Origin of the sequence: Variovorax sp. N23, assembly GCF_025486315.1 — a bacterium.
Taxonomy (GTDB): Bacteria; Pseudomonadota; Gammaproteobacteria; order Burkholderiales; family Burkholderiaceae_C; genus Variovorax.
The window spans coordinates 67,331-85,927 of record NZ_JAOOPY010000005.1; the positions used below are offsets into that span (position 1 = coordinate 67,331).

Genomic DNA, 18,597 nt, shown 5'->3' on the forward strand with positions numbered 1-18,597 from the left:
CAGTGGCGTTGAATAGAACGCTTTCGGTGATGTGATTCCAGCACAAAAAATCGCTTTTTTAAATCTTTAGGCACTTTCAGAATTTGTCGTCTCCCCAGTCCAACGCTCACTGAAAGATGCCCATGAACTTCCGTCTGCCTCTCGCCGTCGCCCTCGGCACCGCCGTTCTCATGGCAAATGCCGTCGCCCAGGATTCCGACACGCTGCGCAAGATCAAGGAGAGCGGCACGATCCAGATCGGCAGCCGCGACAGCTCCATCCCCTTCTCCTACAAACTGGGCAGCGCCAACGAGCCCATCGGCTTCTCCAACGACATCTGCCTGAAGATCGTCGACGCCGTGAAGACCAGGCTCGGCTTGCCCCAGCTGCGCGTGCAGTACACGACGCTGACCTCCACCAACCGCATCCCGCTGATGCAGAACGGCACGGTCGACCTGGACTGCGCCACGACCACGAATTCGGTCGCGCGGCAGCAGCAGGTGGATTTCGCGCCGAGCCATTTCGTCACCAACATCACCGTCGCGGTCAAGAAGAGCTCGGGCATCCACTCGCTCGCAGACCTGAGCGGCAAGCCGGTAGCGACGGTCACGGGCAGCACGTCGATCCAGCTGCTGCGCAGCTACCGCAAGGCCGAGAACATCGACGTGCAGGAGGTCTCGGGCAAGGACACGGCCGATGCCTTCCTGCTGCTCGCCAGCGACCGCGCCGCCGCCTACGTGCTCGACGACGTGCAGCTCGCCGGCCTGATCGCCACCGCGCCGAACCCGTCCGACTACACGATCCTCAAGGACGTGGTACTGCGCCAGGAACCCTACGGCATCATGCTGCGCAAGAACGATCCGCAGTTCAAGGCGCTGGTCGACCAGACGGTGAGCGGCCTGATGAAGTCGGGCGACATGGCCAAGCTCTACGCCAAGTGGTTCACCAGCCCGATCCCGCCGAGCAACGTGAACCTGAACTTCCCGATGTCCGACGCCGTGCGCGACGCCTTCCAGAACCCGAACAACAAGGGCGTCTGACGCGTCCCGCCCCCGCATGTCCACCCACCATCCCCAAGGCCTTCTTTTCGCCGATGCGTTGCAGCAGCAGATCCGGCAGCGCTTCCTGCACGTCGACCACGACCATCGCGGGCGCGAGCGCCTCTACTTCGACAACGCGGGCGGTTCGTTCCGCCTGAAAGCCGCGGTCGAGCGCATGGCGCAGATCGACGCCATCCCCGACAACGCGGAACGCATCCACGACATCGCCGAGGAACTCAAGGCGATCCAGGCGAAGGCCGTCGACGATGTCCGCGTGATCCTCAACGCCCGGGGCGGCAGCGTGTACGCGTCGCTGACCGCCTCTGGCGCGATGTTCGACATGGTGCGCGCCATCGCCGAGAACGTGCCCGGCACCAACATGGTCACGACCGCGCTGGAGCACCCCTCCGCCTTCGACGCGATGTCGATGTACGCCCAGCGGCTCGGCCGCGAGCTGCGGGTCGCCCGGAGCAACCCGGCGACCGGCGGCGTGGATGTCGACGAGATCGTTCGGCTGATCGATGCCGACACGGTGCTGCTTAACGTGATCTACGCGTCGAACATCTCGGGCGCCAAGCTCGACATCGAGGAGATCGTGCGGCGTGCGCGCGCCGTGAAGCCGGACCTGTACATCGTGGTCGACGCAGTGCAGCACGCACCCCACGGCCTCATCGACCTGCAGAAGACGCCGGTCGACGGCATCAACATCGCACCGTACAAGTTCTTCGGCTGCCGCGGCTCGGGCATCGCCTGGGTTTCCGAGCGTGCGGCCGTGCTGCCGCACCACAAGCTCGGCGGCAAGCCGCCCGCCTTCTGGGACCTGGGCAGTTCGGCACCCTGGCAGTTCGCCGTGCTCACCGAGATCGTCGACTACGTCTGCTGGATCGGCGGGCACTTCTCGGCCGCGAGCGGTCGCCGCGCGCTGTTCGCCGCCGGCATCGCGCACATCGAACTGCACGAGCGCGCGCTGCTGGCGCGGCTGCTCGACGGCAGCGAGGCCGTGCCGGGCCTGCGCCAGATGGACGGCGTGCAGGTGTTCCTCGACCACGACGACCTGACGAAGCGCGACCTGATCATCGGCATCGGCTTCGACGCGCTCGACTACACGCAGGCGGTGCATGCCTACGCGCAGCGCGGCGTCACCGTCTACGAGCGGGTGGTGAGCAGCATCTACTCGAAGCGCATGCTCGAATCCTTCGGCCTCGACGGCGCGGTGCGCATTTCACCGCTGCACTGCCACTCGGTGGCCGACGTCGACCGCTTCCTGCGGATCACGCAGGAACTGGCCACCGGCCCACGGTAGCGCCGCCCTCGGTCACGCGCATTCAGCGCCCGGTCATGTTCTCGGGCACCACCCACTGGTCGAACTGCTCGCCGGTGAGGTGGCCCGAGGCGACGGCCGCTTCGCGCAGGCTCGTGCCTTCCTTGTGCGCCTTCTTCGCGATGTAGGCGGCCTTGTCGTAGCCGATGTGCGTGTTGAGGGCCGTCACCAGCATCAGCGAGCGCTGCACGAGTTCGTTGATGCGCTCGCGATTCGGCTCGATGCCGACGGCGCAGTGGTCGTTGAAGCTCACCATGCCGTCGGCCAGCAGGCGCACGCTCTGCAGGAAGTTGTGCGCCACCATCGGGCGGAACACGTTCAGCTCGAAGTTGCCCGAAGCACCGCCGAAGTTGATGGCGACGTCGTTGCCGAAGACCTGCGCGGCCAGCATCGTGACCGCCTCGCTCTGCGTCGGGTTCACCTTGCCCGGCATGATCGACGAGCCGGGCTCGTTCTCGGGAATGCTCAGTTCACCGATGCCACTGCGCGGCCCGCTGGCCAGCCAGCGCACGTCGTTGGCGATCTTCATCATGCTGGCGGCCAGCGTCTTGAGCGCGCCATGCGCGTGCACCAGCGCATCGACCGAGGCCATCGCCTCGAACTTGTTCGGCGCGGTGACGAACGGCAGGCCCGTGAGCTTGGCGAGTTCAGCTGCGACCTGTTCGGCGTAGCCCTTCGGTGCGTTCAGGCCGGTGCCGACCGCCGTGCCGCCCAGCGCCAGTTCGCTCAGGTGCGGCAGCGCGGCGCGCACGTGCGCCTCGCCATGGGCGAGTTGCGCCACGTAGCCCGAGAACTCCTGGCCCAGCGTGAGCGGGGTCGCATCCTGCAGGTGGGTGCGGCCGATCTTCACGATGTCCATGAAGGCGCTCGACTTCTGCTCCAGCGTCCGGCGCAGCTTGGCGATGGCCGGCAGGAGCTTGTGCGTCAGCGCCTCGACCGCGGCCACATGCATAGCGGTCGGGAACACGTCGTTGCTCGACTGGCTGCGGTTCACGTCGTCGTTCGGGTGCACCAGCCGCCCTTCCCCGCGCTCGCCGCCGAGGATCTCGCTGGCACGGTTGGCCAGCACCTCGTTGACGTTCATGTTGGTCTGGGTGCCGGAGCCGGTCTGCCACACGACCAGCGGGAACTCGTCCGGGTGCTTGCCCGCGATGACCTCGTCGGCCGCGGCCACGATGGCCTTCGTCTTCCCCGCCTCCTGCAGGCCCAGTGCATGGTTCACCACCGCCGAGGCGCGCTTGACCTGTGCCAGCGCCTTGATGATCTCGCGCGGCTGCTGCTCGCCGGAGATGTCGAAGTTCTGCAGCGAGCGCTGCGTCTGCGCGCCCCACAGCTTGTCGGCCGGGACCTCGATGGGGCCGAAGGTGTCGCGCTCGACTCGGATGTTCTTGGGGGTCGTCATGAGAAGAAAGCTCCGCTGTCAAAATGGAGGGGGCGCCTGCCGCGAGGAAGCGCCGAAAAGTCCGACAGCATAGCCCGAACGAGAACGACTCGCATTTGATCGAGCGTCCCACCCACGAGAACGTCATGACCACCACCATCCAGCAGGCCGACCTGATCGAATCGATCGCCGCCGCCCTTCAGTACATCAGCTACTACCACCCGGCCGACTACATCGCGCACCTGGCCAAGGCCTACGAGCGCGAGCAGAGCCCGGCGGCCAAGGACGCCATTGCGCAGATCCTGACCAACAGCAAGATGAGCGCGACCGGCCACCGCCCGATCTGCCAGGACACCGGCATCGTGAACGTGTTCCTCAAGGTCGGCATGGACGTGCGCTGGGGCGGCTTCACCGGCAGCCTGGACGACGCCATCAACGAAGGCGTGCGCCGCGGCTACAACCACCCCGACAACACGCTGCGCGCCTCGGTCGTGGCCGACCCGCAGTTCGACCGCAAGAACACCAAGGACAACACGCCCGCGGTGATCTTCACCGAGATCGTGCCCGGCGATAAGCTGGAAGTGACGGTCGCGGCCAAGGGCGGCGGCAGCGAGAACAAGAGCAAGCTGGCCATGCTCAACCCCGGCGACAGCATCGTCGACTGGGTGCTCAAGACGGTGCCGACCATGGGCGCGGGCTGGTGCCCGCCCGGCATGCTGGGCATCGGCATCGGCGGCACGGCCGAGAAGGCCGCGCTGATGGCCAAGGAGAGCCTGATGGACGACCTCGACATGCACGAGCTGCAGGCCAAGAAAGCCTCCGGCGCCGAGCTGACGAAGGTCGAGGCGCTGCGTATCGAGCTGTACGAGAAGGTCAATGCGCTGGGCATCGGCGCCCAGGGCCTGGGCGGCCTGGCCACCGTGCTCGACGTGAAGATCCAGATGTACCCGACGCACGCCGCGAGCAAGCCGGTCGCGATGATCCCCAACTGCGCGGCCACGCGCCATGCGCACTTCACGATGGACGGCAGCGGTGCCGTCTACCTCACGCCGCCCTCGCTCGACCTGTGGCCGGACGTCGACTGGAAGCCCGACTACAACAAGAGCCGGAAGGTGGACCTCGACACGCTCACGCCCGCCGAAGTGGCGAGTTGGAAGCCGGGCGACACGCTGCTGCTCAACGGCAAGATGCTGACCGGCCGCGACGCCGCGCACAAGCGCATCGCCGACATGCTGGCCAAGGGCGAGAAGCTGCCGGTGGACTTCACCAACCGCGTCATCTACTACGTCGGCCCGGTCGACCCGGTCGGCGACGAGGCCGTGGGCCCGGCCGGCCCGACCACCGCGACCCGCATGGACGGTTTCACCGAGATGATGCTGGCGCAGACCGGCCTGATCGCCATGATCGGCAAGGCCGAGCGCGGCCCGGTCGCCATCGAGGCGATCAAGAAGCACCAGAGCGCCTACCTCATGGCGGTGGGCGGTGCCGCCTACCTGGTGAGCAAGGCGATCAAGACCGCCAAGGTGGTCGGCTTCGCGGACCTGGGCATGGAAGCCATCTACGAATTCGACGTGGTCGACATGCCGGTGACGGTGGCGGTCGACGCCGGCGGCACCAGCGCGCACATCACCGGCCCGGCCGAGTGGCAGAAGCGCATCGCCAGCGGCGAGTTCAAGACCATCGCGGTCGCTGCGGTCTGACTTGAATCTGCAGGCGATCAATCCGGCCCTCGGCGCCTCGAACGGCGATCGTCCGATCGGCGTGTTCGACAGCGGCATGGGCGGGCTCAGCGTGCTGGCCGCGCTGCGCGCCGAACTGCCGCACGAAGACTTCGTGTACTTTGCGGACACGGCCTATGCGCCGTACGGCGAACGTGGCGATGCCTATGTGATCGAGCGTTCGCTCGCGGTGGCGGAGCACCTGGTGCGCGAGCACCGCGTCAAGGCGCTGGTGGTGGCCTGCAACACGGCGACCACCGCGGCGATCCACCTGCTGCGCGCGGCGCACCCGGCGCTGCCCATCGTGGGCCTGGAGCCCGGGCTGAAGCCGGCGGTCGCGGCGAGCCGTACCGGGCACATCGCGGTGATGGCCACACGCGGCACGCTGGCGAGCGCCAAGTACGCCGCCTTGCGCACCGCCGTTGCCGGCACGGCCGATGTGCGCCCGGTTCCATGCGATGGCCTCGTGAAGGCCATCGAAGGCTTCGACACCGCAGGCATTGCCGCGCTGTGCCAGCGCTACATGCAAGAAGCCGGCCCCTTCGGCGAAGGCGCTGCCGACGTCGACACGGTGGTGCTCGGCTGCACCCACTATCCGCTGGTGATCGACGTGTTGCGCAAGCATGCACCGGCCACGCTGCGCTTCATCGACACGGGCCTGCCGGTCGCGCAGCACACGCGGCGCCTGCTGGCGGCGGCGGGCCAGCTGGCGGGCGATGACGTCGGCAACGGCACGCTGCGCCTGGAAAGCAGCGGCCAGGTGGCCGCACTCGAGGCCGCAGCGGCCCGATGGCTCGGGCCTTCCACGGCCAGCACGGCGACCGTGTCCTGAGCCGATTCCGCCGACATGCGTTTTCTCCGTCACGCCGCCCTCCTCCTGGGCCTCTCGGCCGCCGGCCTGAGCCACGCGGCCTGCGAGAGCGGCCTGGCCGAGCGCCTGCATGCCAAGCTGCACCCCCAGCGGGCGCTCGACGAGCGGCTGGCGGCCTGCAAGCCGTGGCCGGGCGCCCCTGGCCGCATCGTCGTCGTGCTGCCCATGCCGCGTCCATCCAGCGACCCGAACGCGGCGAAGGTCTACGATCTCGAGGTGCTGATGGTGCAGCGCCCCGACAACGGCAACACCGAGCGCGACACGGTCGTCGGCCGCCTGTTCCAGGCCGAGGCGCTGGACGAGGAAGCCGTCGCCATCCAGGAAATCCTGGTCGATACCGGGCGCTACATGCTGGCGCCCGACGCGCGCGCCTTCGGCCTGCGCGTGCGCTACCGCGGCACGACCCGCGGCGACACCTTCGCGAGCGAGACGCTGCGCCTGTACATCGTGCAGGGCGGCAAGCTGCGCGAGGTGATGCAGGAGGTCGAACTCGACAACGAGAGCGGCGAATGGAACCCCGACTGCACCGGCCGCTTCCGGCAGCTGCGCTCGATGCTCTCCACCCGACCGAACCGCAAAAGCGCCTTCGCCGACCTGGTGCTCGCACGCACGGTCGTCCAGAGCCGCGGGCAGATGCAGGAAGACGGCAGCTGCGCCGAGCAGGTCCAGCCGGCGCACTACGGCACGGTGGTGCTGCGCTACGACGGCGAACGCTACCGCGTGCCGAAAATGCTGCGCACGCCTTGACGGCCGCCCGGCAGATTCAGCGCGATGCGCCCGATCCCGCCAACGCGGCTTCGCGGCCACGCTGCATGCGGATCGGCAACAGCAGCAGCAGACCGCCGACGAAGAAAACCGCGGTCGCGAGGATGGCGATGCGCTGGTTGCCGCCGGAGGCCCAGGTGATGGCACCGTAGCTCAGCGGGCCGACGATGCTCGCCAGGCGTGTCGCGAAGGACCACAGCCCGAAGAACTCGGCGCTGCGCGCCGGTGGCGCGAGGTAACCCGTCATCGCGCGTCCGGCCGACTGGCTGGATCCCATCGACAGGCCCGCGATCGCCGCCGCCCACCAGAAGCCGCCCTTGGTCGTGACCGAGGCGGCGATCACGCAGACGGCGATCCATGCGACCAGGGTGATGGCCAGCGCCAACCGGTGGCCGATGCGGTCCTGCAGGTAGCCGAAGGCGAAGGCGCCCACTGCGGCTGCGAGGTTGAGCACGAAGATCAGCACCATCGTCTCCTGCGGCTGGAAGCCGATCACCTGCTCGGCGTAGATCGCCGCCAGCGTGATCGCGACCGCGACCCCGGCCTGGTAGCAGACGGTGCACGCCAGCACCCCCATGAAGTCGCGGTAGCCGCGCGCCTCGCGGAAGGTCCGGCACAGCTGCGCCCAGGCGCTCTCAGACGCGCGTTCAGGGGCGCGGTCGGGCTGCGGCTGGGCACGCTCGGGCAGGAGCGCGAAGGTGACGCAGGCCGCCAGCCCGTAGACCGCCGCAGTGATCAGCATCGTGACCGGCACGAAGTGCGACGCCGGCAGGCCACGCGCCTGCGACCACAGCACGTAACCCAGGCACACGCCCAGCGTCAGCATGCCGCCGACGTAGCCGAAGCCCCAGCCCCAGCCGCTCATCTTGCCCATGCCCTCGGGCGTGGCCAGCTCGGGCAGGAAGGCGCCGGTCAGCGACTCGCCATAGGAATAGAAGGTGTTCGAGACGATGACCATCGTCATGGCCAGCACCACGGCGTTCGCGCCGGTGAACCGCGGCGTCAGCGCCAGGGCGGCGGTCGCCACCACGCACCCCGCTGTCGCCGTCATGAGCACGCGCTTCTTGGCGCCATGGCGGTCGGCCCAGGCGCCGATGGCGGGCATGCTGACCATCACGAGCGCGTAGGAGATGCCGAGCGCGAACGTCCAGGCGAAGGTGGCCCAGGGCGCACCGCCGGCCACGCCGCCGACGAAATAGGCCGCGAAGACGGCCGTGATGACGACGGTGGTGTAGCCCGAGTTGGCGAAGTCGTACATCGCCCACCCGAACACCTCGCGCTTGCGCACGCCCGGACGCAGCGCGGACATCGCCCGCCTAGTGCAGGTGACGCGGGCGGCGACCGCCGCCGTGGCCGCCGGCGCCCGGCCCACCCGGGCCGCTGCCGCGCGGGCGCTTGCCGATCTCGAGCGAGTTCACGAGCGCGTCGAAGCGGTCGCCGAAGAGCTTGTCGATCTCAGCGACCACACCGCCGAGTTCGGCGCCGTCGAAGTGGCGCTCCATGAGGTTCACCACATCTTCGACGAGCAGATCGCGCTGGACCTGCATGATCGCCGCGGGGTTGGGGCCCACGAACAGCATGATGAAGTCGTCGCGCGACTCCTCTTCCGGGTCGCCCTCTTCCTCGTCGTAGTCGGTGTCGTAGAAGGTGACCTCGATGGCCGCACCCTGCTCCGCGAGCTCGTTCAGCGCCATGCACATCTCGTCGAGTTCCTGACGGAAATCCTCGTCGCCGGGCACGGTCCAGCACATCTGCAGCATGTGCTCCTTCTGCTCGAAGCGGATACCGGGTTCTTCTTCGTAGGTGCTGGTGGCGCCGTCGGCCAGCGATTTGGCGCCGGCGTATTTCCACAGGGGCTTGAGCGCCTCCTGGATCTGGGCGAAGGTCACGTCCGAACGCAGTGGCACGTCGCCATGCACATGGATTTCGAATGGAGCGTTATAGCGTGGCATGTCTTGCTCCCTTGTCATGCAGTGGTGCCCGGAACCGGCGACAAACATCCTTATTTGACGCGGGTTCTACGGGTTTTCGGGGGATTATTGAGGGGAGAGTTTAAAAACACCTCGTACCCATTGAATTGATTTTCCCACAGCGCCAAGCACTTTAATTGCTGTACGCTTATCCAGCATGAAGCAAGTCGAGATGTACCGCTGGCGCATCCCCCAGAAGCCGCCGAAGAAACCCCGCCTCACCAGCTACTACATGACGCTGGAGGAAGGGCGCGACAGATTCCCAGAGGGCGAGCCTGCGCTGGAGTGGAAGGAGGTTCGAGCGGTTTGCTCGACGCCTGAGGAAACCAGCCGCGAGATGGCCAAGGGGCTGGAGCCGTCCTTCCCGCCCAAGGCGTAGCGCCAGGCCGGCCCAGAAACGGAAAAAGGCCCCCAGCGCCGAAGCGCCAGGGGCATGGGTGGGGTGTCGGGCGGTCAGGGTGATCGCAATCGCCCGCTGGCCGGCAGCGTGTAGTCGACCGGCGCCAGCAGCGCGCGGTCGTTGCGCACGAGGCCCAGCAGCAGCGTCACCTCAGCGTCTCGGCCTTCGACAACTCGTCGACCTTCTGCAAGTAGGTCTCGACCTTCTGCAGCCACGTCTGCGAGGACTGCGGATCGATCCGCGACACGCTCGCAGGCAGCGGGGTCGCTTCGGGCTGTTTCGCGATCACGGGCGGCGAAGGCGGCGAGTTGGCGGCGCACCCGCTGACTGTCAGCAGCATCAGAATTGCGGCCGTCCTGAATGGTCTCGAGGCGGGTTTCGTAGGCATCGACGATCTCCTGTTGGGTGGTGGCATGGGTGAGCTGCAGCGCTGCGACGCGCTCGGACTCGCGCAGCGCGGCGCGCAGGCGGTCGTTCGTTTCCTGCGCGCGCGCGGCCTTCTCATCGGCCAGCGCCCCGCGCGCGCCGGCCAGGCGCACGGCCTGCACGCCCAGGGCCGAGGCCAGCGCGGCCAGCAGCAGGCCGACCGCGATCAGCTTCCAGTTGGCCAGGATGGTGGTGATCACGGCTCGATCTCCGGCAGGTCGACCGTCTGGCCGGCCAGCGCATGCGTGCAGTCGCCCAGGAACTGGATGCGGCCATCGGTCACGAACGAATGGCAGATCGCCTTGTCGTCCCAGCCTTCGTCATCGCCGGGCGCGATGGCGCCGCGCGACAGGATCGATGGCGTCAGCGTCGGACGGTCGAAGTTGCAGTTGAAGGTCCAGCGCGGCGCGACGATGTCGGCGCGGGTGTTCTGGTTCGGCAGGCAGTGCGTCATGCCACAGCCTGGGCAGCTGAATTGCACGCCGTAGTGGGTGCCGTCCGTGTTCTCGACGCTCTTGAATCTCATGACGTTCCTTTCTTCGGCGCGCACAGTGCGCAGACGGTGCGGTAGACCCGACCCATAAAGACGTGCCGGCACTCCACGCACACGGTGCGGACGTAGGGGCCGACATGCACATCGGCCCGGTAATCGCGCGGCATTCCTGCGGCGATGTCTTCGGCGCGCGCGAGGTCGGAGTTCATGTCAGCACAGCAGGTTGTGGCCGCCGCAGCCTTGCAGGAAAACCCACAGGACGATGCCAGCGGTGACGGCGGCCACCAGCAGCACGAAGCCGATGAACTTGAGGGCCTTCATAGTGCCCCCAGGCCCAGCGCCAGGCGCGCAGCGGCATACAGGCGGGCACGGTCGACCCACCCGTTTGAGTCGCCGTCAGCAGCCGTCTTGCGCCCACGGTTGATGATGTCGCAGTACCCGTCGAAGTCGCCCTTGTCGGCCCAAGCGTTGAGGCCGCGCATGTCGGCATAGTCCGCCGCCGATAGCGCCGCCCAGTCGGTGAAGCCCAGTTGGTCGGGCTCGAGCTCGAAGTCCGGCACGCTGCGCTCGGGGAAGCGCGCGCGCAGCCGGTCGCGCACCGCCGCGTGGTTGTAGCGGCCGGTGGTCTGGATCAGGCCATGCCCGCGGAAGCGGAAGCCGTCGCCCGGCTGGGTGTTGCCGAGATCCTTGCGGCCCTCGTAGCCGCGCTGCGCCGGCGTCGGCCCCCACAGCTCGGTCGAGTAGTGCAGGCCGCCAGATTCATGACCGACGTTCGCCAGGAACATCGCCTGCCGGATAGACGTGTCGATTCCGTACAGGCCCATCGCCTCGTTCAGGGCGTCGGCGTAGCGCTGGGCGCGGTCGAGGCGCGCGCCGGTGCAGCGCGCGAGGGTATCGGCGTTCACGGATCGACCTTCGGAGCCGCAATGCCCTGAGCCTTCAGCCGCAGCACGATCCCGATGATGAACGCCGCCGAGATGTAGAGCGATGGGTGAATGCCCACCACGCCCAGGATCGACGCTTTTTGATCATCGGAGAGCGTGACCCACACAGGGCCAGCCGCCGCACAGATGGCGTTCCACCAGAACGACAGCATTTGCCACGCCTTGCGCCACTCGGGCACGAAGAACTTGTCCAGCCAGTCAGCGATAGCCTGTTTCATCGTGTGCTCCTTTTGTCGGACTCGAGGTTTTCAATGCGGAATTTCAGGATGGCCAACTCTCCCTGCACGGTGCTGGCCTGGCTGTTACCGGCCTTCACCGAAATCTTCAGGTCGGTCATGTCTTCCCCGAGCTGGCCCAGCTTGAAGTACATGCTTGCGAATGCCGCTGCGATGGCGAAGGCGCACCCAAGGAGCCATGTCAGCGGGAGCTTCATGTCGATGATTCGAGTGACCCTCGGCAGGTCGCCGGGTTGCGTGTCTTGATTCATTGGCCCCCCGTGTTTCGGTCGTGCACCTTCTGGTAGACCGCCACGGCCTTGGCCTTCAGCGAGGCCCACGTCAGGCCCTGCCGCAGCGCCTGCCACTTGGGCACGATCCAGTCGATGAGCCACGCCCAGGCCGCTTGTGCGAGGTATTTCATGGCATCAACCCGGCATGACTGGCGGCTCTACCGCCGGCGGCGAAACGAACTCGCCCTCGACGTATGTCCAGCCAGGACCCACTGGCGAATCGTCGGGGAGTTCTTGGAGCGCTGCTCCTTCGAGTTGGTCGGCGAACGACGCATCAGCGCCGTCCCAGAGGATCACGTTGACGACGATGCCGTCCTTGATTACTGCCCAGCGGATCATGCGAACTCCTTGATGACGACGACACCAGGCGAGGCGTTACCGCCCGAGCGCGTGCTTGCGTTGCTGGTTGTTGCGAGCGCGCCACCGCCGCCGGCGCCGTAGCCGGTGGCAGCCAAGCCGTTCCCGGACAGCGTGCCGAGCGGCGACGCGAAGCCGGATCCGCCAGCGCCGTGCGCGCTATCGCCACCATCCCCACCGTAGGCGAGCGAACCGAAGACGACAACGGCCAGCCGCGCGATTCGCCCTGTCTCGTTGAAGATGTTTCCGCCAGTGGCGGCCGCCTGCGTCGTGTTGCCGAGCGCGATGGAACTGCCGGATGCCGTGCCAGCCGATCCCCCCGTTCCGCCATTTGCGACGATGAGAGAGCCGACGCTCGACGCGCCACCGTTGCCGCCCGTCGCGTTCAGTGCGCCGACGCCTGCGGCACCGACCGTGATCGTCTGCCCGGTGACGGCGGCGACCGCAAAGCGTCCGATGGCGCGCGCGCCAGAGGTTCCGCCTGCACCTACTGCGACCTGTCCCGCCGTCGTCGTGGGCACCCCGCCGCCTGCAGCGCCGGCACCAACGACCTCAATTTCAACAAAGGCCGTCCCCGGCGTCGGCGTGTAAGTGGTCGAACTGGTGAAGACGCGATGCCCGATCTGTCGCCCGGGGGTCAGAATCGGAATCGCCTGCGCGATCTGGTTGTAGGTCGTCTTGCTCGGCGTGATGCCGGCCGCAACCAGAATGTTCAGCAGCTCCTGCATGAGCATGTTCAGGAATGACGCGCGAACACGTGTCGCCGGCACGCCGAGGGTTGGGTTTCCCTCCGTCCAGAAACCTGGGGTGCCCGCGGCCTCGGGCGTTGGCAGCGTTGTTGCTGCAGTTGGGTCATCGATCGGAAACATCAGGGCTCCTTGTCAAACGTAGGAAAAGATGAGCACCGTGTGTGCGGGCATGACCTCGCGCAGTTGGCACTCGAGAACGGCATTGCTCCAGTACGCGAGCGCGTCGCCGGCCACCCCGGTGCCAACCTGCATGTACTGAACGGTGTTGAGTTGGGCGTTGATCTGCCAGGCGTGCGCCCAGTCGTCTCCGTAGAGCGGATCGCCTGCGCGCAGCACGCCAACGCGCGCCGGCGCGAACTCGGTGATCGTGATCACGTAGCCCAGCGCAAGCGCGTAGGCGATGAAGTAAGGAACCGACTGGCCGCCGATGGCCTTCAGGCGTGCCACCACCTGCGCGCGTCGCGCGGCCACCGTTGGCGATGTGCCAGCGCAAGGATCTGGGAGGCCGAGCGTCGACTCCCACTCAGGCAGCAGTTCGAAGGTCGAGGCTGGGAATGCATCGACCAGCAGCTGGTTGGCGCGCGCGTTCTGCCTTTCAAAGCTCGGCGCCAAGCCGGCGAGCGTCTTGGTCTGGATGGCATCCGGATCACGCGGCCAGACGCGCCCGCGCGGCAACAACGACTGAAGCGCCGCCAGATAGTCTGCGGCGCTGTATTGCGGTGCACTCATGGCTACGCGTAGGAAACGGTGCCCAGCGTGGGCAGATGGCCGAGCGTGGTCGCGATGTTTCCGCTGGGCGTGGTGATCACGAAGCCCTGCGTGCCGGAGATGGCCGCGATGGCCGACTCGATGAGCGACAGCGCCACGGTGCCGCCGGTGGCCGTGCCGTAGAGGTAGAACACGCCGGTGATGGCCGCCTCGACCAGCGCGCGCGTGGCCAGGCTCGCACCGCTGAGCCCGGTGATAGTGAAGTTGTTCGGCGACGCGATCGGTGCCACGGAGAAGACCAGCGCCGTCGCAGGGCGAAGCGGGAAGATGTGGTCGGCGACGATCAGCTGGTCGCCGGTGGCAGCAGCAGCTCGCGGCTCGTCGGTCGCCACGCCGTCGGTGCCTTGCGGGAATCCTCCATGCACCGCTTCGGCCTGATCCCACATCGTGTAGACCACGACGGTGCCAGCGCCGGCGCCATTCGGATTGCACCAGGCTCGCGTGACACCAGGCACCTCGAGCGCCCACTGGATGTAGTCGCCCACCGCGCCGCCCTGAGCCGGCGACCGGTAGGCCGTCAGCATGCGGCTGCGCAGGCTGTCGTCGTCCTCGATGTCGGCGCCGCCGGTGAATGCCGTGGTCACCGTGCCGTTCGACTGCACGCCGGCGATGGCCTGGCCAAGCGTCATCGCCGTTCCGACATCGGTGTTCCCAACCGCGCCGGTCTGGCCGGTCGGGTCGGCGACAGCAGACGCCGGGACCAGGACCGTTCCAGCGCTCGCCGTGGCGTCCGCCGTAGAGACGAACGCCTGGCCATCCCCGCGGATGATCGATGTCCCACTCGGCACCGTGCCGCTGGTGGCCGGGAAGGACACGACACCAGACGCCACGGAAGCGCTCTTGCGGAACACGTCTTTCAGGGCCGCCCATGCCTCCAGGAACTCACCCTCGGCTGTGTACGGCACGGCCTGCTTTGCGATCCAGTCGAGATACCCGTAGTGCAGGTGCGTGAGGTTGGCCTGGGCCTTGCCCGTGATGCCGAGGTTCGAGAATCGCAGCAGCGCGTCGGAGCCCGGCAACGACGACGAGATGTCGTTCGCTACCTGGCTCTGCAGCTCGCTGAGTGTGGGGCGTGCGTAGGGCATCAGTTCAGTCCTTGCCAGATGGCATCGAAGTTCATGACGACGGTGGTTCCGTCGCTCTTGTTGGCCGTGACCCTGGCGCCGAGTGAGCTCATGGCGATCCATGCCGTCTCGATGTCGAAGCTGGCGACCACGCCGTCGTCGATCAACCACTGCACGCATTCGGTCAGGTAGTCCTGCGCGCGCGCCTGGGTCTCGGCCGTCTGCTTGGCGCGCGACAACAGCCACAGGCGCGATCCGATCGGGTAGCGCTCATCGGCATCCGCCCACCAGCCGCGCGGGTCGCCGCTGCCGTCGGGGATCTCGTCGTCGTCCCCGGCCACGCGGTCGGTAAAGATGCTGATGAGCACCGCGGTCACCAGGTCGCGGCCCGTCTGCAGGTCAGCGCCGGAAAGGACCCAGTCGCCGCGGCCGAGCGCGGGCACCCATACGGTTGTCGTGTCGCTCATACCGGGGTTCCTGTGTTCGATCCGCCCGACTGCACGCCGCCATGGCGATGCGTCTTGCCGATCTCCACGCCGTCGTGCTTGACGCTCGGCGCATTGAGAATGGTCAGCGGCAGGCCGGCGCAATCGATCACGGTGCCGGCCCGACTGAAGTAGAGCGACTGGCCGAGGTCCGTGTAGACCTTCACCTCGCCAGGCGCCAGCCCTGTCGGTCGGGTAGATTCATCGTTCGTGCCGATCACCACGCCGTTCGAGCGCTCGCCGGCCACGAAGATCACGATCGCCTGGCAGCCCGGCAGAGGCATCGAGGAGAAGCCGTACTCGGCGACGCGCGGCGTGTTGTCGCGCACATCCTCGCCGGGCATCTGGACCTGCAGCATCTGCACGTTTCCGCCGTCGTCCCCCGTGGTCACTCGCCCGCGGCCGATCGCCATCTGCAGGCGGCGCCAGATCTTCTCGAGGCCGCGGGTTGCTTGATCGGTCATCGGCGTGCGTCCGCGAGCGCGTTCGCGACATCGGTCGGGAACGGCTGGTAGTTGAAGGGCTGCGGGATGAACGAGTCCGGGTGCATCAGCACCAGCCGCGCATGCGTGCCGCCGGCGTTGCGGATGTAGGTCACCTCGCTGATCAGCCAGGACACCGACTCGAGCTTCAGGCTCGGCAGGCTCACCGGTGCCAGCGTGTTCGGCGTCCACAGCTTGCCGGCGCGGTCGCGCCAGCTGTCGGCCACCACATGCACAGCCGCCGAGCGTCCGATGCGCCGGACCATCTCCCACTTCGCACGCGCCACCGCGATGTCGAAGCCGCCGTCGTTCGTCTCGGCGACCAGGAACTTCGGCCGGTATCGCGGCACCTGCGTATCCTGGATGTCCGTGATCAGGTTCGCCTCGTTGCCCGCATCGGCCAGTGCCATGAGCTTCACGCGAAACGCTCCGTAATCGCTGAAGCGCTGATCCATTGTGTACGCGATGCCGGCCGCCTCGACGTTGTCGCCCTCGGTGAAGCCGCTGGCCGCATGCTCCTTGCCGACGCGGGAGAACACCAGGTTCCCCTGCGCGTCGTCGTACATCAGCAGGCCGCGGAAGCGAGCCATCGGCTCGATCACGTCGAAAGGCGTGTCGCCGACGTTCAGGTTCGTCTGCGGGATCGCCGCACCCACATCATCCAGCGCGCTTACCGTGATACCGAAGGGATCGCACAGCGTCTTCGCGATGGACAGCACGGTCCCGTTCATCAGCTGGCCGCCCGGCCATACTGCCGAGCAATCGACGATGTCCTGCGTCTTGCTGCGGCCGGCGACGCGCACCGTGTGACTGCGCGCCGAGAACTCCGGGATGTAGCGATCGACGTAGCCCGTCGTCACCAGGTCGCCGCCGAGCATGATCTCGCAGGGCTGGCCGGGCCGCACCACGACGCGGTCGGCGCCTGGATAGTGCTCGGTCATCGCTACCTCGAAGTCGCTGACGACGCGCTCGACGCCGCGGGTGACGCGCACCTCTTCCCAGCCGGAGATCTCCTGGCCTCCGACCCTGATGACCAGCTCGTCGGGCCCGCTCACGAGGTGCCCCCTGGCTGCATCGTCATGCCGACGGGCGTTTGACCGAGGCCCCGCACGGCCTTGATCGACATGCCGGGCGGCAGGCCTATCACCTCGAGCCGAATCGGGCGCTCTTGGCCGCCCTCGCCGCTCCCGTTGCCTTGCGACTCACGCACCGCAGCGGCGGCAGCCTTGGCGATGGTCTCGGCGTCGTAGGGGTTCTGGCCGTTCTCGTGCTTGATGATCGACGAGATCAGCGGCGCCAGGATCTTCGGGTCCCGCAGATCGAGCGGCTGGTCGGACTTGATACCGGTCTGCTTCGACACCGTCGAGATGTACGCGCTGGTGTCGTTCTCGGTGGACGGCGCCCAGCGCTTGATGATCTTCTCGATCGTGTTGATGCCGTACTTGTCCTGGTAGGCCATCAGGTTCTTGGCTGCCGCGGTGATGCCAGCCTCAGGCGTCGCGAATACCGCGAACCGGCCGCCGGGCCCGCCCTCCTTCGACGCGCCGGCCTGGCCGGCGTAGTTCAGGTTCCCCGGGTTGTTGTTGCGGATGCCGCGCGGCGCGGATGCGTCCGCCGCAGGCACCTGCGCCCGCCCACGGCCCGCGCCGGCCGAGTTGTCGCTGACGGTGGTGCCGTCCGCATTCGTGATGGACCCGCTGAACGAGCGAGAACCCTGCGGCGTCGCCTTGGCGCCAAATTTCGAGATGAGCCCGAACAGCGCGCCAGCACCAGCACCGACGGGGCCGCTCAGCAGGCCGCCGACCATGCTGGAGCGCACCACGCTTGGCTTGTCGCCACCCTTGTCGGTTGACGTCTTCTTGTCGGCCCATTCCTTGGTGGAGGAGGCGATCTTCGACACGCCAGAGGCGAAGTCATCGAGGTGCACGTACTGCGCGAGCAGGTTGCCCAGCGATGTCCCCATGCCATCGATCGCGGCCTTGGTCTGGTTCCACGAGTCCGCCTGCTTCTTGTTGGCATCGACGAGGTCGGTACTCATGACGCCGCCAGCGCGGCGCACCTGCGCGATCCAGTCATCCAGCTGCTTCGTGCCTTCGCGCAGCATGGGCAGCAGTTCGCCGACACCGAGCATGTCGCTGATCTTGCGCGCCATGTTCTGGTCCTTGACGCGGCTCACCACGTCCGAGATGTCGCGCAGCGCCTGCACGGTGTCGACGGCACCGTCCTTCGTCTTCTTGATGCTGATGCCCATCTGGCTCAGCAGCGTGGCGGCCTGGAGGTTGCGACCGGCCAGCGCGTCCTGCAGCGTGGTGCCCAGCGCTCCCATGGACGAGTCCATGGTCTCCGTCTCGAGCCCAGCCAGCTTGGCCGCGCCGCGGTATTCCTGCAGGTGGTCCGTCGTGACGTTCAGGTTCTTCGCGGTGCGCTGGATGCCGAATCCCAGCTGGCCCATGCGCACTGCAACCGCTGTCGTCGCGCCGACGATCACGGCCGCGCCCCCCACAAACGCGCCGATCGGCCCCCCGATGGCGCCGAGCGATGCCGCCATGCGCGCGCTGCCGCCGATCACCGAGTTCTCGGCGATGCCGAACGACGTGGCCACCGAACTAAGGCCGCCGCCGATCTTCTGCAGCGCCCACAGCGGTTTCGCCACCAGGTCGTTCTTGCCGAGCGCGTTGAAGAACGATGCCGTCGACTTCTTGGCAGACTCGTAGGGCCGGAACATCTTCCCGACGCTCTCGTTCACCTTGTTGACGACCTTGGTGGCTTTGTCGACCGCCGTAATCCGGATGTTGAAGTCTTGAGCCATCAGGAATCCCTCGACGCCATGCGTTCAGCCTGCTTGTTCCACCAGTCGAGCCGGCTCCACGGCAGGG

The 18,597-nt window shown here is 67.3% G+C and carries 24 protein-coding genes; 6 read left to right on the forward strand and 18 right to left on the reverse strand.

What is annotated here, in order from left to right; all coding sequences use genetic code 11:
• The first annotated feature begins 122 nt into the window (after positions 1–122).
• Entirely contained in the window at positions 123–1,019 is an 897-nt protein-coding gene (locus N8A90_RS09275) for an amino acid ABC transporter substrate-binding protein (RefSeq protein WP_262074525.1), read from the forward strand.
• A gap of 16 nt (positions 1,020–1,035) precedes the next feature.
• On the forward strand, positions 1,036–2,322 hold the full coding sequence (locus N8A90_RS09280) for an aminotransferase class V-fold PLP-dependent enzyme (RefSeq protein ID WP_262074526.1): 1,287 nt from the start codon (positions 1,036–1,038) through the stop codon (positions 2,320–2,322).
• 22 nt (positions 2,323–2,344) lie between these two features.
• Here N8A90_RS09280 and fumC read toward each other — a convergent pair whose 3' ends face one another.
• The gene (fumC, locus tag N8A90_RS09285) at positions 2,345–3,742 is read right to left on the reverse strand and encodes a class II fumarate hydratase (RefSeq protein ID WP_262074527.1); all 1,398 of its coding nucleotides are present in this window, start codon (positions 3,740–3,742) and stop codon (positions 2,345–2,347) included.
• 125 nt (positions 3,743–3,867) lie between these two features.
• Between fumC and N8A90_RS09290 the strand changes: the two genes are divergently transcribed.
• Genes N8A90_RS09290 through N8A90_RS09300 form a run of 3 tightly spaced genes read left to right on the forward strand, consistent with a single transcriptional unit; the run spans position 3,868 to position 7,057 of the window.
• Entirely contained in the window at positions 3,868–5,421 is a 1,554-nt protein-coding gene (locus N8A90_RS09290; RefSeq protein WP_262074529.1) for a fumarate hydratase, read from the forward strand.
• 1 nt (position 5,422) lies between these two features.
• Positions 5,423–6,271: a glutamate racemase gene (gene murI / locus N8A90_RS09295; protein WP_262074531.1), complete on the forward strand. Its 849-nt coding sequence runs from the start codon at positions 5,423–5,425 to the stop codon at positions 6,269–6,271.
• Positions 6,272–6,286: 15 nt separating this feature from the next.
• The gene (locus N8A90_RS09300; RefSeq protein ID WP_262074533.1) at positions 6,287–7,057 is read left to right on the forward strand and encodes a hypothetical protein; all 771 of its coding nucleotides are present in this window, start codon (positions 6,287–6,289) and stop codon (positions 7,055–7,057) included.
• A 16-nt stretch (positions 7,058–7,073) separates the two neighbouring features.
• Here N8A90_RS09300 and N8A90_RS09305 read toward each other — a convergent pair whose 3' ends face one another.
• Together N8A90_RS09305 and N8A90_RS09310 are read right to left on the reverse strand one after the other, a co-directional pair.
• The gene (locus N8A90_RS09305; protein WP_262074534.1) at positions 7,074–8,384 is read right to left on the reverse strand and encodes an MFS transporter; all 1,311 of its coding nucleotides are present in this window, start codon (positions 8,382–8,384) and stop codon (positions 7,074–7,076) included.
• 7 nt (positions 8,385–8,391) lie between these two features.
• The gene (locus N8A90_RS09310; protein WP_262074535.1) at positions 8,392–9,027 is read right to left on the reverse strand and encodes a DUF6806 family protein; all 636 of its coding nucleotides are present in this window, start codon (positions 9,025–9,027) and stop codon (positions 8,392–8,394) included.
• Between the two features lie 175 nt (positions 9,028–9,202).
• Between N8A90_RS09310 and N8A90_RS09315 the strand changes: the two genes are divergently transcribed.
• Positions 9,203–9,424 (forward strand): hypothetical protein, encoded by a 222-nt coding sequence (locus N8A90_RS09315; protein ID WP_262074536.1) that lies wholly within the window; start codon positions 9,203–9,205, stop codon positions 9,422–9,424.
• A gap of 74 nt (positions 9,425–9,498) precedes the next feature.
• On the opposite strand, the gene N8A90_RS09320 is transcribed toward N8A90_RS09315, so the two are convergent.
• The 15 genes from N8A90_RS09320 to N8A90_RS09390 all read right to left on the reverse strand — a co-directional run bounded on the left by N8A90_RS09320 (position 9,499) and on the right by N8A90_RS09390 (position 18,530).
• Positions 9,499–10,071, reverse strand: coding sequence for a hypothetical protein (locus tag N8A90_RS09320; RefSeq protein WP_262074537.1), 573 nt, complete (start codon positions 10,069–10,071; stop codon positions 9,499–9,501).
• Positions 10,068–10,397 carry a DUF6527 family protein gene (locus tag N8A90_RS09325; RefSeq protein ID WP_262074539.1) on the reverse strand — a complete coding sequence of 110 codons (330 nt, stop codon included), beginning with the start codon at positions 10,395–10,397 and terminating at the stop codon, positions 10,068–10,070. The genes N8A90_RS09320 and N8A90_RS09325 overlap by 4 nt, the downstream gene beginning before the upstream one ends.
• Positions 10,394–10,573, reverse strand: a complete 180-nt coding sequence (locus tag N8A90_RS09330; protein WP_262074540.1) for a hypothetical protein — start codon at positions 10,571–10,573, stop codon at positions 10,394–10,396. The genes N8A90_RS09325 and N8A90_RS09330 overlap by 4 nt, the downstream gene beginning before the upstream one ends.
• 108 nt (positions 10,574–10,681) lie before the next feature.
• Entirely contained in the window at positions 10,682–11,269 is a 588-nt protein-coding gene (locus N8A90_RS09335) for a glycoside hydrolase family 19 protein (protein WP_262074542.1), read from the reverse strand.
• Complete coding sequence (locus N8A90_RS09340; protein WP_262074543.1) at positions 11,266–11,526, reverse strand: hypothetical protein; 261 nt, start codon at positions 11,524–11,526, stop codon at positions 11,266–11,268. Before N8A90_RS09340 ends, N8A90_RS09335 begins: the two co-directional genes overlap by 4 nt.
• Complete coding sequence (locus N8A90_RS09345; protein ID WP_262074544.1) at positions 11,523–11,741, reverse strand: hypothetical protein; 219 nt, start codon at positions 11,739–11,741, stop codon at positions 11,523–11,525. Before N8A90_RS09345 ends, N8A90_RS09340 begins: the two co-directional genes overlap by 4 nt.
• A 50-nt stretch (positions 11,742–11,791) precedes the next feature.
• Positions 11,792–11,947: a hypothetical protein gene (locus N8A90_RS09350; RefSeq protein ID WP_262074545.1), complete on the reverse strand. Its 156-nt coding sequence runs from the start codon at positions 11,945–11,947 to the stop codon at positions 11,792–11,794.
• Between the two features lie 4 nt (positions 11,948–11,951).
• Positions 11,952–12,155, reverse strand: a complete 204-nt coding sequence (locus tag N8A90_RS09355; protein WP_262074547.1) for a hypothetical protein — start codon at positions 12,153–12,155, stop codon at positions 11,952–11,954.
• On the reverse strand, positions 12,152–13,042 hold the full coding sequence (locus N8A90_RS09360; RefSeq protein WP_262074549.1) for a hypothetical protein: 891 nt from the start codon (positions 13,040–13,042) through the stop codon (positions 12,152–12,154). Before N8A90_RS09360 ends, N8A90_RS09355 begins: the two co-directional genes overlap by 4 nt.
• A gap of 12 nt (positions 13,043–13,054) precedes the next feature.
• Positions 13,055–13,651, reverse strand: coding sequence for a YmfQ family protein (locus tag N8A90_RS09365; RefSeq protein WP_262074551.1), 597 nt, complete (start codon positions 13,649–13,651; stop codon positions 13,055–13,057).
• A 2-nt stretch (positions 13,652–13,653) separates the two neighbouring features.
• Entirely contained in the window at positions 13,654–14,775 is a 1,122-nt protein-coding gene (locus N8A90_RS09370) for a baseplate J/gp47 family protein (RefSeq protein ID WP_262074553.1), read from the reverse strand.
• Positions 14,775–15,221, reverse strand: coding sequence for a phage GP46 family protein (locus tag N8A90_RS09375; protein ID WP_262074555.1), 447 nt, complete (start codon positions 15,219–15,221; stop codon positions 14,775–14,777). Before N8A90_RS09375 ends, N8A90_RS09370 begins: the two co-directional genes overlap by 1 nt.
• Positions 15,218–15,703, reverse strand: coding sequence for a phage baseplate assembly protein (locus tag N8A90_RS09380; RefSeq protein ID WP_262074556.1), 486 nt, complete (start codon positions 15,701–15,703; stop codon positions 15,218–15,220). Before N8A90_RS09380 ends, N8A90_RS09375 begins: the two co-directional genes overlap by 4 nt.
• On the reverse strand, positions 15,700–16,776 hold the full coding sequence (locus N8A90_RS09385) for a phage baseplate assembly protein (RefSeq protein WP_262074557.1): 1,077 nt from the start codon (positions 16,774–16,776) through the stop codon (positions 15,700–15,702). Before N8A90_RS09385 ends, N8A90_RS09380 begins: the two co-directional genes overlap by 4 nt.
• Positions 16,773–18,530: a hypothetical protein gene (locus N8A90_RS09390; protein ID WP_262074558.1), complete on the reverse strand. Its 1,758-nt coding sequence runs from the start codon at positions 18,528–18,530 to the stop codon at positions 16,773–16,775. Before N8A90_RS09390 ends, N8A90_RS09385 begins: the two co-directional genes overlap by 4 nt.
• Between the last annotated feature and the right edge of the window lie 67 nt (positions 18,531–18,597).